Source organism: Methylobacterium sp. Leaf85 (assembly GCF_001422125.1).
Taxonomy (GTDB): Bacteria; Pseudomonadota; Alphaproteobacteria; order Rhizobiales; family Beijerinckiaceae; genus Methylobacterium; species Methylobacterium bullatum.
This window is the reverse complement of the sequence record NZ_LMME01000034.1, coordinates 104,066-117,664: the sequence shown is the minus strand read 5'-3', so window position 1 is coordinate 117,664 and position 13,599 is coordinate 104,066. Positions and strand designations below refer to the sequence as shown.

Below are 13,599 nucleotides of genomic sequence, written 5' to 3'. Positions count from 1 at the left end.
CGGGCTCCTCTCGCAAACTGTGAATGCTCGGACTGATTTCAGAACGGCAGAGCTTTGTTTCAGAACGGCAAGGCCTTGGGTCGGGCGTAGTTGTACCACAGGGCGATCATCATGCGGGTGAGCGTCACTGCCGTGATGACGGTGGTGAGGATGCCGAGGATGAACACCACGGCGAAGCCCTTCACCGGGCCGGAGCCGAGGAAGAACAGGATCAGGGCGGCGATGGCCATGGTCGAGTTCGAATCGATGATGGTGGCGAAGGCCTTGTCGAAGCCGGCCTGCAGCGCCGAGACGATGGAGCGTCCCGCCCGCACCTCTTCCCGCACGCGCTCGTAGATCAGAACGTTGGAATCCACCGCCGTGCCGATGGTGAGCACGATGCCGGCGATGCCCGGCAGGGTCATGGTCGCCTCCAGCACCGACATCAGGCCGAGGATGAGGCCCACATGGACGAGGAGGGCGATGTTGGCGAAGAAGCCGAACACCCCGTAGGTGGCGAACATGAAGACGATGACGAGGATGCCGGCGACCATGGTCGCCTTCTTGCCGGCCTCGATGGAATCGTTGCCGAGGCCGGGGCCGACGACGCGGCGCTCGACCACGGTGAGCTTGGCGGGCAGCGCACCGGCGCGCAGCAGGATCGAGAGGTCGTTGGCCTGCTTGACGGTGAAGTTGCCGGTGATCTGGCCCGAGCCGCCGGTGATCGGGGTGTTGATGCGCGGCGCCGAGACGACCTCGTTGTCGAGCACGATGGCCATGCGGCGGCCCACGTTCTCCGAGGTCGCCTGGCCGAAGCGCTGGGCGCCCTTCAGGTTGAACTTGAAGCTCACCATGGGCTCGTGGCTCTGCTGGTCGAAGGCCGGCTGCGCGTCGGTGAGATCGCCGCCATCGGCCATGACCCGGCGCTCCACCGGCACCTTGCCGCCGCCTTCGTCCTTGTTGGTGAGCATGTCGACATCGCCGGAGGGCGAATCGGCCAGCATGCGGAATTCGAGCTTGGCGGTCTTGCCGAGCTGATCCTCGAGCTGTTGTGGGTCCTGCAGGCCGGGGACCTGGACGAGGACGCGGTCGGCACCCTGCTGCTGGATCGAGGGCTCCTTGGTGCCGCCGAAATCGATGCGGCGGCGGATGACTTCGATGGCCTGCGTCACGGCCCGGCGGGTGCGGTCGGTGAGGCCAGCATCGGTGAGCAGCAACTGGATCGTGCCGTCGGGCCGGTCTGTGACGTCGAGGGTCTGGCCGCCGGCCTGGGCCACCATGGCGTTGGAGATCGGCTGGGACAGTTCGCGCAGCTTCGGCAGGGCCTTGGCGCGGTTGGCCGGATCGGAGATGCGGATCTGGACGCCACGCGGAATCAGCTGGATGCCGCCCTCGGGGGTGATGCCGGCCTCGCGCAGGGTGCGGCGCACGTCGTCGCGCAGACCCGTGGTCTGCGAGCGGATCAGGTCGTTCCGGTCGATTTCGAGGAGGATCTGCGAGCCGCCCTGGAGATCGAGCCCCAGCACGATGGCCCGCTGGGGCACGATCCAGCTCGGGAACCAGCCCGGCAGGGACGCCATGAAGCCCTTGCGCTGCTCGGCCGAGAAGAAGCTCGGCACGGCGAGGCTCAGGCCGATGAGGATGACGGCCAGCGTCGCGACGATCTTGGTTCTCGAAAAGCGCAGCATCCGCCCGTTCCGTTTCTTCTTACGATGCCGGTGTTTTCACCGGCATCTTCAAGCGGTGCACAAGGCCGCCACGCGTGACGGCCCCGGGATCTCAGGCCGCCTTGACGGGACCGCCCTTGACGCGGACTTCCGAAATCATGGTGCGGACGATCTTCACCCTGACGTTCGGGGCGATCTCGACCTCGATCTCGGAGGCCTCGTCGGCGACCTTGGTGACGCGGCCGATCAGCCCGCCGGTGGTGACGATGGTGTCGTCCCGGCGCACGTTCTTCACGAGGGCCTGATGCTCCTTCACGCGGCGCTGCTGCGGGCGGAGGATCAGGAAGTACATGATGACGAAGATGAGGACGAACGGCACCACCTGCAAGGCGATGTCCGCTCCGCCAGCGGCCGCGGTGGCCCCTTGCGCGAAGGCGGGGGTAATCAAGCGGGTGACTCCTTGGGCTGAGCCGGTCCTGGGGAGTCGCGCGCAGGCGGGTATGGGCGCGTCAGGACAGGTCGAAAAGCGCGCGGACTATAGCCATGCACTTGGTGAAAGCAACGGCGCGTCCGCAGGATGCGCGGATCGGATGGCCCGCACCCGATGCCGCACCCGTGATTTTCCGCCGCATTGTCCGTATGGACGCGCTCGACAGCACATCCAAGGAGTTTCGAGACGCCATGACCTCGACCCCACCTGCCGACCGGGCGATGCTCGACGCGATCCTGCCCGTCCTCGAGCGGATCGCCGCCGCCCTGGAGCGTTCCGCCCCGGCCGCGAAGCCGGCCCTGGACCTGAATTCGGCGGATGCCTTCCTCTGGGGATCGGACCGCCGTCTGATCCCGGTGCCGAAGGTCAACCGGGTGGAGATCGATCTGCTGACCGGCATCGACCGGGCCCGCGACATCCTCGTGGACAACACGACGCGCTTCGCCAAAGGCCTGCCCGCCAACAACGCCCTGCTCTGGGGCGCGCGCGGCATGGGCAAGTCGTCCCTGGTGAAGGCGGCCCATGCCCGGATCAACGCGGAGCGGGCGGAGGGTGAGCTACCGATGAAGCTGGTGGAGATCCACCGCGAGGACATCGAGGCCCTGCCCGACCTCATGGCGACCCTGCGCGGCGATGCGCACCGCTGGATCGTGTTCTGCGACGACCTGTCCTTCGATGGCGACGACACATCGTACAAGTCGCTCAAGACGGCTCTCGACGGCGGCATCGAGGGCCGACCCGACAACGTGCTGTTCTACGCCACCTCCAACCGGCGGCATCTCCTCGCCCGTGAGATGGTGGAGAACGAGCGCTCCACCGCGATCAATCCCGGCGAGGCTGTGGAGGAGAAAGTTTCGCTCTCCGACCGCTTCGGCCTCTGGCTCGGCTTCCACAAATGCAGCCAGGACGAGTACCTCGCCATGATCCGCGCCTATGTGGAGCGCCACGGGCTGAAGGCCGACCCGGATACGGTACGGGCCGAGGCCCTGGAATGGGCCACCACCCGCGGTTCGCGCTCCGGCCGCACCGCCTTTCAGTTCATCCAGGACCTCGCGGGGCGGCTGGGACAGCGGCTCGATTGAACGTGGCCGACCGCCGTCGCGTCGGTATGCCGGGAGGTCGATTTTCCGGATACATCGAGCGCGAGCGGAGAGAGATCTGGGGCTTGCGCGCGGATGAGCCTCGGATGGCAGGGGCATGCCCAATACGGTCTCGAGGCGGTCCGTGATCGGGAGGCGGATAGTGTGCGAGCGCGGCTACCGGCCGGTCACCCAGGAGGTGGGGACGATCCAGGCAAAGCGGTCAGCGATAGCCGCAAGGGCGTTGCGCTTAACCTCTTCCGCGGCGATGGAACCGCTCCCTGCCGGCAGAGAGCGGGTTGCTGTCGCATCGGCCACGACGAAGCTCTCATAATTCCGATCCAGTGCCGAGCGGGCGGTTGCCTCCACACACATGTGAGTCATGAAGCCGGCGAGGATTAACAGGCCGCGCCGCTCGCGATGAAGAATGTCGTCGAGATCGGTTCCTGCAAAGCTGTTGGGAAGGCGCTTCGTCACGACCATCTCGTCCTGTATCGGGGTCAATTCGGGTATGAACTCGGCTCCAGCCGACCCCTCGGCGAAGGCGGCCGAATTGGCTTTGGCCACATGCCGGACATGGATCACCGGAACGCCGTTCGCATGCGCCCAATCCCGTAGTTCCACGATCCGAGTAACGGCTGGATCGAACCCCGGCAGAGGTAGCACGCCGGATCGATACTCCTTCTGCGCATCGATGATGACGAGCGCGGCACGAGTCTTGTCCAAGGCCGGGGGGCGGGCTCCCGCTATTTCCAAGAGGGTGCGTGGGGCGACGGCAGGCGTAGACAGAGCCAGCAATACGGCGCCAAGCAACATGTTCGACATGGAATCATCCTCCGCCGAACGGGGTACCACCTGGGCTGCTGCACAAAAATGAGCAGTTTCACCCAAGTCTTGTACGGAAATGAGCAGCATGTCCGAACGGGATATCGATTGGGATGACTTGCGTATTCTCCACGCCGTGGCGATGGAGGGCTCGCTCTCGGCATCGGCCCGCAGGCTCGGTGTCAGTCATGCCACGGTCAGTCGCCGTCTGGCCCGGTTGGAGGAAGTGCTCGGCCTGCGCTTGGTGGACCGCATGGCGACGGGAGCCATCCTCACTACGGCGGGCCGGGAGCTCGGCGTCTTGTCGGCACGCATGGCCGACGATGCCGTTTCATTGATCAGGCATGCGAAAGGAGCACGGCAACTCCTGTCGGGCGAAGTTGTGGTGGCGGTGACACCGGGCCTCGCCAATGAGGTCGTCGTGCCGGCGCTGGCGTCCCTTGGCACGGAACATCCCGGGATCGTCCTGACCATCGCGAGCGGCGTCCCGCTGGTCTCCCTCGACCGGCTCGAAGCCGATCTCGCGATCCGGCTGACGCGACCTGAGGAGGGTTCGCATGCTCGGCGGCGCCTTGGAATCATGCGCTTCGCTCTGGTCGCCGCGAAGACTTACGACCCCGGCAATGCCCGTCGCCGGTTCATCGGCTACTCGCACCGCTTCGATACGCTGCCACAACAGCGTTGGCTGATCGAGCAGGCCGGCAGCGACGGGTTCGCGGCTCGGATCGACGACATCACCGGACAGCGGGCAGCCGCACTGTCTGGAATGGGGATTGCGCTGCTTCCCGAGTTCATGATCGGACCCTTCGAGGGTCAGCTCCAGCGCCTCCCCTTCGATGGCCCTCTTCCGACACGCGAAATCTGGCTCGCGCAGCATCAGGACATCCGCAAGGCGCCGGCCGTCAGGATGGTGGCGGATCGGCTTGCCGAGGCATTCGAACGCGATGACCGGTTCTGCGAGGCACGCCATCGCTGATCTGCGCTAACGGCCCCGCCGTCTTCGAGCGTTCGCAAAGCAGCAGAGCACAAATGAAAACGGCGGCTCCTGGGAGCCGCCGTTCGTTGTGTGAATGGTAATCCGCTCAGTTGCTGGCGAGGTGCGGCATCGGGTCGACCGGGGTCGCACCCTTGCGGATCTCGAAGTGCAGCTGGGGCGAAGTCACGTTGCCCGAGGCGCCGGACTTGGCGATGGTCTGGCCGCGCTTGACCTTCTCGCCGGGGCGGACGTCGAGTTCGCCGTTATGGGCGTAGGCCGAGACGTAGCCGTTGGTGTGGCGAACCAGCACCAGCTTGCCGTAGCCCTTCACGTCCGAGCCGGCATAGGCGACCGTGCCGTCCTCGGCGGCCTTCACCGCCGTACCCTCGGGCACCGAGATGTTGATGCCCTCGTTGCCGCTGGTGCCGTAGCCGGAGATCACCCGGCCCTTGGCGGGCCAACGGAACGACTGGTCGGGCTCGGCGGCGGGAGCCGCGACGGAGCCTGTGCTGGCGGGCTCGGCCTTCTCGGGCACGGGCGTCAGTGAGGCGACCTTGACCGGCGCGGTCTTGGCCTTGGCGGCTGCCAAGTCGGCGGCCTTGGCCTCGGCGACCTTCTTGGCCGCATCCTTGGCGGCTTCGGCCTTGGCGAGCTTGGCCTCGGCGTCCGCGGCCTTGCGGGCGGCCTCGGCCTTCGCCTTGGCGGGATCGACCTTCGGAGCCTCGGCCTTGGCGACCTCGACGGGCTTCTTCGCCTCGGCGGCCTTCTTCACCTCAGCGACCTTCTTGGCCTCCGCGAGTTTCCTGGCTTCGGCCGCATGCTTGGCATCGGCCGCGAGCTTGGCCTCCGCCAGCTTCTTGGTTTCCACGGCGCGCTTGGACTCCGACGCCTTGTTCGCCTCGGCGATCTTTTTGGCCTCGGCGGCAGTCTTGGCCGCAGCCAGCGTCCGGGCTTCGGATTCCCTGCGGGCGGCTTCCTGGCGGACGCTGTCCTGGCGCGCGGCCTCGGCGCGGGCAGCCTCGGCACGAGCCTTCGCTTCCGCGGCCTTCGCCTCGGCGGCCCTGGCCTCCGCGGCCTTGGCCCCGGCATTGAACGGGATGCGCGGCGGGGGCGCCGCAGGAACGGTGCGCGGCGTCGCGACCATGCCGCGGCCGGCATCCGGATTCATGCCCGCAGGATTCATTCCCGAGGGGTTCATGCCGGAGACCATCCCGGAGGACGGCGCGGTGGAGGCGACGCGGCCCGTGGCCATGGGAGGCGTCGCGGCCAGCGGACGCGGCGACATCGGCGCACCGAGGGCCTGCGACTGGATCCTGGGGGTCCGTACCGCCGGAGCCGGAGCCATCTCGCCGTCATCGGGCAGGCTGCCCGTGGCGCTCGGCTCACTCGAAACATTCGAGGCGAAGGGGTTCCCGAAGGGGTCGCCCAACCGCGACGCATCGGTTGAGCATCCGGCGGCACTGCCGCCGATCACACCGATGAGCGCGAAACGCGACAGCGTCCTCAACCCTAGACCAGTCCCGCGAACCCGCATCGACGCACCTGTTTGCCTGACGCAACTTGATGACGTCATTCAAACGGGATTCAGGTTAAACAACCGTTCCCGTTCACCACGTTTTCGGCGTCGAAGGAACTTTCCTGGCAGGCACGTCCCGGCTCGATCCAAATCGACCGCGGCTGTGCCCGGCGATAAGATCGTGATGGATCAAGGATTTGGGTCCCTGGAGCCGGGCCTTCTCCTGTTACCTAGAGAACGAAGGCTCTGCCGGGTGTGAGGGGCGCCAGCCTTAATTGGACACCGAGATTTTTAACGACGGCGCCCTCCCCGCCCCGATCGGCGAGGACGAGGCGCGCCCCGCCCGACTGCGCGAGAGCGCCCACCAGCCTGCCGCCGGGCGCCAGGAGGGAGTCGAGATGGGCGGGCATGGCCGGCAGGGTGCCGTTGACCAGGATGCGGTCGAACGCCCCCTCCCCTGCGACGTCGGGATCGAGGCCGTCGCCGACCTCCACACGGGCGATCACCCGGTCCTCCGGGTCGAGGGCCGAGACGGCATCCTCCGCCAGGGTGGCGTAACGCTCGACGCTCAGGATGGAGGCGGCGCCGAGGCGGATGAGCAGGGCGGTGACGTAGCCCGAGCCGGTGCCGATCTCGAGGATGCGGGCGCCGGGCTTCACCTTCAGGGCGGTGAGCATCGCGGCGACCACGGTGGGCGCCGACATGGTCTGTCCGCAGGCGAGCGGCAGGGCCACGTCCCGCCGGGCGAGATCCCGGTGCTCGCGGGGCGCGAAACGGGCGCGGGGCACCCGCTCCATCGCCCGCAGGGTATCGGTGTCGCGCACGCCGAGGCCGCGCAGGGCCATGACGAAGGCGGCATCCTCGACCGAGCCTTCCATCGTCATGGACGTCGTCTCACGGCTGTGTGCGGATGGTCCGATTCCCGGAACGTCCGCGATCCGGCATGGGGGCGCCGACACGCGGTCGCGCTTGCGCCGCGCGAAGGCCGGGGCGTCTCACTCGGCGAAGGCCTGGGCGAAGCGCGTCAGCGTCGGCTCGTCGGTGAGATCGAGGCGCAGCGGCGTCACCGAGATGCGATTCTCCGCGATGGCCTTCAGGTCGGTGCCGTGGCCGGGCTCGAACCGCGCCTTGGCGAAGGCGAGCCAGAAATACGGGTTGCCGCGTCCGTCATGGCGCGCATCGATGGCGAGCAGCGCCTGATTGCGCATCCCCTGCGCGGCCACGGAGGTGCCCGCGACCTCCTCTGGCTCGCAATCGGGGAAGTTGACGTTGACGACGATGCCGGGCTCGATCCCGATCTCCAGGATCTTCTTCACCACGCCCGGCCCGTGATGGGCGGCGCAGGCCCATTTGATCGCCCCGCGCCCGCCCGCGCCATAGGCCTGGCTCAAGGCGATGGAGCGCACGTTGAGGATGGTGCCCTCCATCGCCGCTGCGATGGTACCCGAATAGGTCACGTCCTCGGCGACGTTCTGGCCGCGATTGACCCCGGACAGGACGAGGTCCGGCCCGTGGTCCTTGAGGATGTGGCGCACGCCCATGATCACGCAATCGGAGGGCGTGCCCTTCACGGCGAAGCGCTTCTCGGAGACCTGGCGCAGGCGCAGGGGATCGTTGAGCGACAGGGAGTGCGAGACGCCGGACTGATCGCTCTCGGGCGCCACGACCCAGACGTCGTCGGACAGGGTCCGGGCGATGCCCTCCAGGGTTTCGAGGCCCGGCGCGTGGATGCCGTCGTCGTTGGTGACCAGGATGCGCATCAGCTCTTGAGCCCTTCGATCTTCTCGATGCCGCCCATGTAGGGCTTGAGAACCGACGGGATGGTGACGCTGCCGTCCGGGTTCTGGTAATTTTCCATCACGGCGATGAGGGCGCGGCCGACCGCGACGCCCGATCCGTTGAGGGTATGCACGAATTGTGCGCCCTTGCCCTCCTTCGGGCGGTAGCGCGCGTTCATCCGCCGCGCCTGGAAGTCGCCGCAGACCGAGCAGGACGAGATCTCGCGAAACGTCTCCTGCCCTGGCATCCAGACCTCGATGTCGTAGGTCTTCTGGCTGGCAAAGCCCATGTCGCCGGTGCAGAGCGTCATCACCCGGTAGGTCAGGTCGAGCTTCTTCAGGATCGCCTCGGCCGAGCCGAGCATCCGCTCGTGCTCGTTGGCGGATTGATCGGGCGTGGTGATCGAGACGAGCTCGACCTTGTTGAACTGGTGCTGGCGCAGCATGCCGCGCGTGTCGCGCCCGGCCGACCCGGCCTCGGCGCGGAAGCACGGGGTCAGCGCGGTGAAGCGTAAGGGTAGCTCGTCCTCGGAGAGGATCGATTCACGCACGAGGTTGGTGAGGGGGACTTCGGCCGTGGGGATGAGCCAGTGCTCCTCTCCGGCCCGGAACTGGTCGTCCCGGAACTTCGGCAACTGCGCAGTGCCGAACATCGCCTCGTCGCGCACCAGGATCGGCGGCGCCACTTCGGTGTAGCCGTGCTCGCCGGTGTGAAGATCGAGCATGAACTGCCCGAGCGCCCGCTCCAGCCGCGCGAGCTGGCCCTTGAGCACCACGAACCGCGCGCCGGACATGCGCGAGGCCGCCTCGAAATCCATCAGGCCGAAGGCCTCGCCGAGCTCGAAATGCTGGCGGCCGGTGGCGAGCTTGGTCCGGCTGCCGGAGAAGGCGCGGTGCTCGACATTGCCGTGCTCGTCGGCGCCTTCCGGCACCTCCGGGTTCGGGCGGTTGGGGATCGCCGCGAGGCGGTCGTCGAGGACTTTGCCGGCCTCCGTCTGGGCCGCCTCCAGGGCGGGCCCCTCCTCCTTCAGCCGCGCCACCTCTTCCATCAACTCGGCGGCACGCGCCTCGTCCTTCGCCTTCTTCGCGCCGCCGATCTCCTTGGCCAGCGCGTTGCGCCGCTCCTGGTTGGCCTGCGCCGCCGAGGTGGCGGTTTTGCGCGCGTCGTCGAGGGCGATCAGCTCGGCCGAGAGCGCGTCGAGGCCGCGACGGCGCAGGGCTTCGTCGAACGCTTGCGGATTCTCGCGGATGGCGCGGATGTCGTGCATGGGCGGCTCGGTTCGCTGTGAGTCGCCGACGCTTTGCAGCATCGGGGCGACCCCGACAAGGCCGGGCTGGTGTAGCCCCCGCCTATCCCACGACCTCACCGCGAGGCGTCGAAGCGCCAGCGAAGGACTTCAGACACCACGGCGCGAACTGGAGGTCTCTTCCGAGGCCGCCTCGCGGCGCCTCAAAATCAAGTCGGGGGCGAGAGTAGTGGTACTGCTACAATTCCAGTCTTTTCGGCCGCGCGAAAGCTTCGCCTCAGGCTGCTTCACCCGGAGGGTGGTACAGGCCCCGCAGTACGCGTGGGTCGAGCGCGACGGCCAGCGAGATCGCATCGAGCATAGCAGGCGACGGAGTTTGTCCACCGTCTTCGATATCCGCGAGGTGGTCTGTGGTCATGCCGGCCTTGGACGCCATCCGGCTCGATGAGAGCCCAAAATGCTCGCGCACGATCCTGACCGGACTGCCATCGGCTGCCATCCGATCCGTGAGCCAAGTGGGCAGCAGAATCTCTGTCCCTTCGGCGATCGCCGCTTTCACCGTCATCGCAATCTCGGCCGAAAGGCGATCCTCCGCCTCCTCGTCACCGAGGCGGGCGAGCAGCACGTCGTAGTCGTGTCGTGCCAGAACGACGAGTTCCTCGCCCGCCGCAGTTGTCAGGATTTGCGGTTTCACGCATCGCCTCCTCTCAACGATAGATCGAACGCCGATGGCCGACGGCGACGATCGTCAAAGCCGTCGCCGATTCCTCGAACACGATCCAGTACTCGCCGTCGCGCAGTCGCAAGGCATTGACACCAACCAACCGTTTCACATCACCTTCGCCGGTCAGCCCGTAGAGAAAGAGCTTTTGGTTCAACGTCTCCTGTACCTCCGACGGAAGCTTCCAGAAGGCACGCCCGGCGCCTGACGTGAAGACCAGCGTCTTGTTCATCGCATCGAACGGCCCGCATCGAGAGCGTCATTTGCGAAGGACGATACCGGCAACGGACGAGGAGGAGAAGCCCTCCTACGGCTCCAGCCCTTCCGCGACCCGCTTGGCTTTGCGGCGGCGCTCGACGCGGGCCACCGAGAAGATCGAGGCCTCGTAGAGGAGGAGCATCGGCAGGGCCAGCGACAGCTGCGAGATCACGTCGGGCGGCGTCAGGATCGCGGCCGCCACGAAGACGAGGACGATGGCGTAGCGGCGCTTCTCGCGCAGGAAGACGGTGTCGATCACGCCGATCTGGCCGAGCAGGGTGAGGATCACCGGCAGCTGGAACGCCAGCCCGAAGGCGAAGATCAGGGTCATGATGAGCGAGAGATACTCGTCCACCTTCGGCAGAAGCGAGATCGTCGCTTCACCCGGCTGGCCGACTTGCTGCAGGCTCACCGAGAACTGGATGAGCAGCGGCATCGCCAGGAAGAACACCACCAGTGCGCCGAGAACGAAGAAGATCGGCGTCGCCACGAGATAGGGCAGGAAGGCCTGACGCTCGTTGCGGTAGAGGCCGGGCGCCACGAAGGCGTAGATCTGCGTCGCGATGACCGGGAAGGCGAGGAAACCCGCGCCGAACACGCTGAGCTTGATGTTGGTGAACACCTGTTCGAGGAAATGCGTCGCGATGAGCTGTGCCTTCTCCGGGCCGACGATGGAGACGTAGGGGTGGAGCAGGATGTTGTAGATGTGCCGCGAGACGAAGAAGCACGCGAAGAACATCACGACGAAGGCCGCCAGGGACTTGATCAGCCGCGAGCGCAATTCGATCAAGTGGTCGAGGAGCGGCGCGCGCGATGCCTCCACCTCGGATTCGTCGACCGGATCGATCATGAGGCAGCGCCGGGCTCGGTAGGCTTGGTGGAGGGTTCGGTCGGGGCCATGGCAGTCCGGGGCGGGAGATCGGGCAGCGCGTAATCCGGCGGGGGCGGTGGCTCGACGTGCGCCGGCTCAGCCGATGCGGGAGCCTGGATCGACGGCTCGGACGGCGCGGGCGGGTCGTTCTCGGCGAGCTTGGCGGCCACGTTGGCCAGGGGCTGCGTGCTCGATTGCGAGCGTCCGTCCACGGCGCCGCGGATCTCGTCGCGGATGGTCTGGACCGGATTGAAGCTCGGCCCCATCGTACTCGCGGAACGCTTGATACCGTCGACTTCGCGGCGGACCTCGTCGAACTCGGCCTCGCGGATCGCCTCGTTGAACTGGGCATGGAACTCGCCGGCCATGCGACGCATCTTGCCCGTCACCTGGCCCACGGTGCGCAGGGCTTTGGGAAGATCCTTGGGCCCGATGACGATGAGGGCGACGCCGCCGATCAGCATCACCTCGCCCCAACTCATGTCGAACATGGTGTCGCTCGTCCCGCGGCCGATGGCCTATGCCTCGTCACGACCGACGGCCTAGCATGGTTCACGCAAGACCAATCTCCGTCGGGCGATTTCGCTCACACGAACTTCGGGCGATCCCGTCCAGGACCGCCGATGTCGCCTTGACGGTCTCAGACGACCTTGCGGTCGGCCGAAACGTGGCTGGCGGTGGCCGGCTCGCCCTGGTGAGGCAGGGTGCGAACGGGCTCGCCGTTGCTCGGCGGCGGCACGGCCGGCGCCTGCCCGGCAGGCGTCTCATCCTCGGCCATGCCCTTCTTGAAGGCCTTGATGCCCTTGGCGACGTCGCCCATCAGGTCGGAGATCTTGCCGCGCCCGAACAGCAGCATCACGATGCCCGCGACGATGATCCAGTGCCAGATACTCATGCTGCCCATGGCAAACTCCTGCGCCCATGCGGTCGCCTGCCCAGCGACGCCCTCTCACGACGGATTGTCGGGAAACTAGGGATGGGAGGAAGCGAACACAAGAACCACGGGGTCTCTGGCCACGGCATTCGCGGCATCTGAGGCAATTGTGCAGTGCGTCATAAACGCGTCGGGAGCATCGCGCTCATGCCTGGGCGGAAAGGCCCGCCTCGAAGCGCGAGCGCGCCTCGGCGACGTCGAACTCCTCCTGCGGTGCGAGCCGGGCCAGGGCGGCCTCGGCGCGGCGCAGGGCTTCGCCGGACAGGATCGGCGTGCCTTCGAGAACGGCCTGCATCTCTTGCCGATCGCCGTTGCAATGGAGAGCGACGTCGATTCCGGCGGCGAATGCCTTCTCGGCCTTCTCGCGAAAGGTGCCGTCCAGTGCCTTCATCGAAAGGTCGTCGGTCATGAGCAGTCCGTCGAAACCGATCAGGCCGCGGATCACCTGTCCGATCACCACGCTGGACTGCGTGGCGGGATGGTGCGGGTCGAGGGCGGCGTAGACCACGTGGGCGCTCATCGCCATCGGCAGGTCCGCCAGGGCGCGGAAGGGAACGAAATCGTGGGCGGCCAGGCTCACGCCCTCTGCCTCCACCACGGGCAGGTCCATGTGGCTGTCGCAGGCGGCGCGGCCGTGACCGGGGATGTGCTTGATGACGGGGAGGACGCCCCCCTCCATCAGCCCCTCGGCCACCGCGCGCCCCAGGGCGATGACGGCGTGCGGATCGGTGCCGTAGGCGCGGTCGCCGATGATGTCGTGGGCACCGGCCACCGGCACGTCGAGAACGGGCGCGCAATCGACGTTGATCCCCACCGAGGCGAGATCGTGCGCCATCAGCCGCGCGCCGAGGCGCGCCATGGCGATGCCCGACCCGTCGAGCCGGCCGAAACGGGCGCCCGCCGGATAGGACGGCCAGTGCGGCGGCCCCATCCGCTGCACCCGTCCGCCCTCCTGGTCGATCAGGATCGGCGTGTCGGCCCGGCCCGTCGTGGCCCGCAGCGCATCGGTCAACGCCCTCACTTCGTCCGGCGAGCCGATGTTGCGCTTGAACAGGATGAAGCCCCAGGGCTGCGCATCGCGGAAGAACGCGGCCTCCTCGTCCGAGAGGGTCCGGCCGGCACAGCCGAGGATCAGGGCGCGAGTGGTCATGGGGTATGCTGCTCGGCTTGAATGGACAGACGATCCGAGGGACGTCCGCCCCTGCTCGTTCCGGTCGCGGCGGTCCTCGCCCGGGCGGGGCTCGCACGAAGCGCCACC

Annotated in this window: 15 protein-coding genes; 2 read left to right on the top strand and 13 right to left on the bottom strand. The window is 67.2% G+C overall.

The features are described 5' to 3' along the window. Positions 1–59: 59 nt before the first annotated feature. Together secD and yajC are read right to left on the bottom strand one after the other, a co-directional pair. Positions 60–1,667, bottom strand: coding sequence for a protein translocase subunit SecD (gene secD, locus ASF08_RS21715; protein ID WP_056149426.1), 1,608 nt, complete (start codon positions 1,665–1,667; stop codon positions 60–62). Between the two features lie 91 nt (positions 1,668–1,758). After that, the gene (gene yajC / locus ASF08_RS21710; protein WP_056149425.1) at positions 1,759–2,094 is read right to left on the bottom strand and encodes a preprotein translocase subunit YajC; all 336 of its coding nucleotides are present in this window, start codon (positions 2,092–2,094) and stop codon (positions 1,759–1,761) included. 233 nt (positions 2,095–2,327) lie between these two features. Between yajC and ASF08_RS21705 the strand changes: the two genes are divergently transcribed. Next, on the top strand, positions 2,328–3,218 hold the full coding sequence (locus ASF08_RS21705; protein WP_200931890.1) for an ATP-binding protein: 891 nt from the start codon (positions 2,328–2,330) through the stop codon (positions 3,216–3,218). A 174-nt stretch (positions 3,219–3,392) separates the two neighbouring features. Here ASF08_RS21705 and ASF08_RS21700 read toward each other — a convergent pair whose 3' ends face one another. After that, positions 3,393–4,130, bottom strand: coding sequence for a cysteine hydrolase family protein (locus tag ASF08_RS21700; RefSeq protein ID WP_244474606.1), 738 nt, complete (start codon positions 4,128–4,130; stop codon positions 3,393–3,395). Here ASF08_RS21700 and ASF08_RS21695 point away from each other — a divergent pair. Further along, on the top strand, positions 4,129–5,016 hold the full coding sequence (locus ASF08_RS21695; protein ID WP_056149421.1) for a LysR family transcriptional regulator: 888 nt from the start codon (positions 4,129–4,131) through the stop codon (positions 5,014–5,016). The two genes, ASF08_RS21700 and ASF08_RS21695, sit on opposite strands and share 2 nt — an antisense overlap. A gap of 106 nt (positions 5,017–5,122) precedes the next feature. Here the strand turns inward: ASF08_RS21695 and ASF08_RS21690 are convergent, their stop codons facing one another. The 10 genes from ASF08_RS21690 to nagZ all read right to left on the bottom strand — a co-directional run bounded on the left by ASF08_RS21690 (position 5,123) and on the right by nagZ (position 13,491). Continuing rightward, positions 5,123–6,550, bottom strand: a complete 1,428-nt coding sequence (locus tag ASF08_RS21690) for a murein hydrolase activator EnvC family protein (protein WP_056149419.1) — start codon at positions 6,548–6,550, stop codon at positions 5,123–5,125. 212 nt (positions 6,551–6,762) lie between these two features. Continuing rightward, the gene (locus ASF08_RS21685) at positions 6,763–7,416 is read right to left on the bottom strand and encodes a protein-L-isoaspartate O-methyltransferase family protein (RefSeq protein WP_147830327.1); all 654 of its coding nucleotides are present in this window, start codon (positions 7,414–7,416) and stop codon (positions 6,763–6,765) included. 111 nt (positions 7,417–7,527) lie between these two features. After that, complete coding sequence (surE, locus tag ASF08_RS21680) at positions 7,528–8,292, bottom strand: 5'/3'-nucleotidase SurE (protein ID WP_018043524.1); 765 nt, start codon at positions 8,290–8,292, stop codon at positions 7,528–7,530. Further along, on the bottom strand, positions 8,292–9,578 hold the full coding sequence (gene serS, locus ASF08_RS21675; protein WP_056149417.1) for a serine--tRNA ligase: 1,287 nt from the start codon (positions 9,576–9,578) through the stop codon (positions 8,292–8,294). The genes surE and serS overlap by 1 nt, the downstream gene beginning before the upstream one ends. 256 nt (positions 9,579–9,834) lie before the next feature. Further along, positions 9,835–10,251, bottom strand: coding sequence for a helix-turn-helix domain-containing protein (locus tag ASF08_RS21670; RefSeq protein WP_056149414.1), 417 nt, complete (start codon positions 10,249–10,251; stop codon positions 9,835–9,837). 13 nt (positions 10,252–10,264) lie between these two features. Further along, on the bottom strand, positions 10,265–10,510 hold the full coding sequence (locus tag ASF08_RS21665; protein WP_056149412.1) for a type II toxin-antitoxin system RelE family toxin: 246 nt from the start codon (positions 10,508–10,510) through the stop codon (positions 10,265–10,267). 75 nt (positions 10,511–10,585) lie between these two features. After that, on the bottom strand, positions 10,586–11,386 hold the full coding sequence (gene tatC / locus ASF08_RS21660; protein WP_018043522.1) for a twin-arginine translocase subunit TatC: 801 nt from the start codon (positions 11,384–11,386) through the stop codon (positions 10,586–10,588). Next, positions 11,383–11,898, bottom strand: coding sequence for a Sec-independent protein translocase protein TatB (gene tatB / locus ASF08_RS21655; protein ID WP_056149410.1), 516 nt, complete (start codon positions 11,896–11,898; stop codon positions 11,383–11,385). The genes tatC and tatB overlap by 4 nt, the downstream gene beginning before the upstream one ends. Positions 11,899–12,047: 149 nt before the next feature. Further along, positions 12,048–12,311 carry a twin-arginine translocase TatA/TatE family subunit gene (locus ASF08_RS21650; protein ID WP_018043520.1) on the bottom strand — a complete coding sequence of 88 codons (264 nt, stop codon included), beginning with the start codon at positions 12,309–12,311 and terminating at the stop codon, positions 12,048–12,050. A 175-nt stretch (positions 12,312–12,486) separates the two neighbouring features. Beyond that, positions 12,487–13,491, bottom strand: coding sequence for a beta-N-acetylhexosaminidase (gene nagZ, locus ASF08_RS21645; RefSeq protein WP_056149408.1), 1,005 nt, complete (start codon positions 13,489–13,491; stop codon positions 12,487–12,489). Positions 13,492–13,599: the final 108 nt, after the last annotated feature.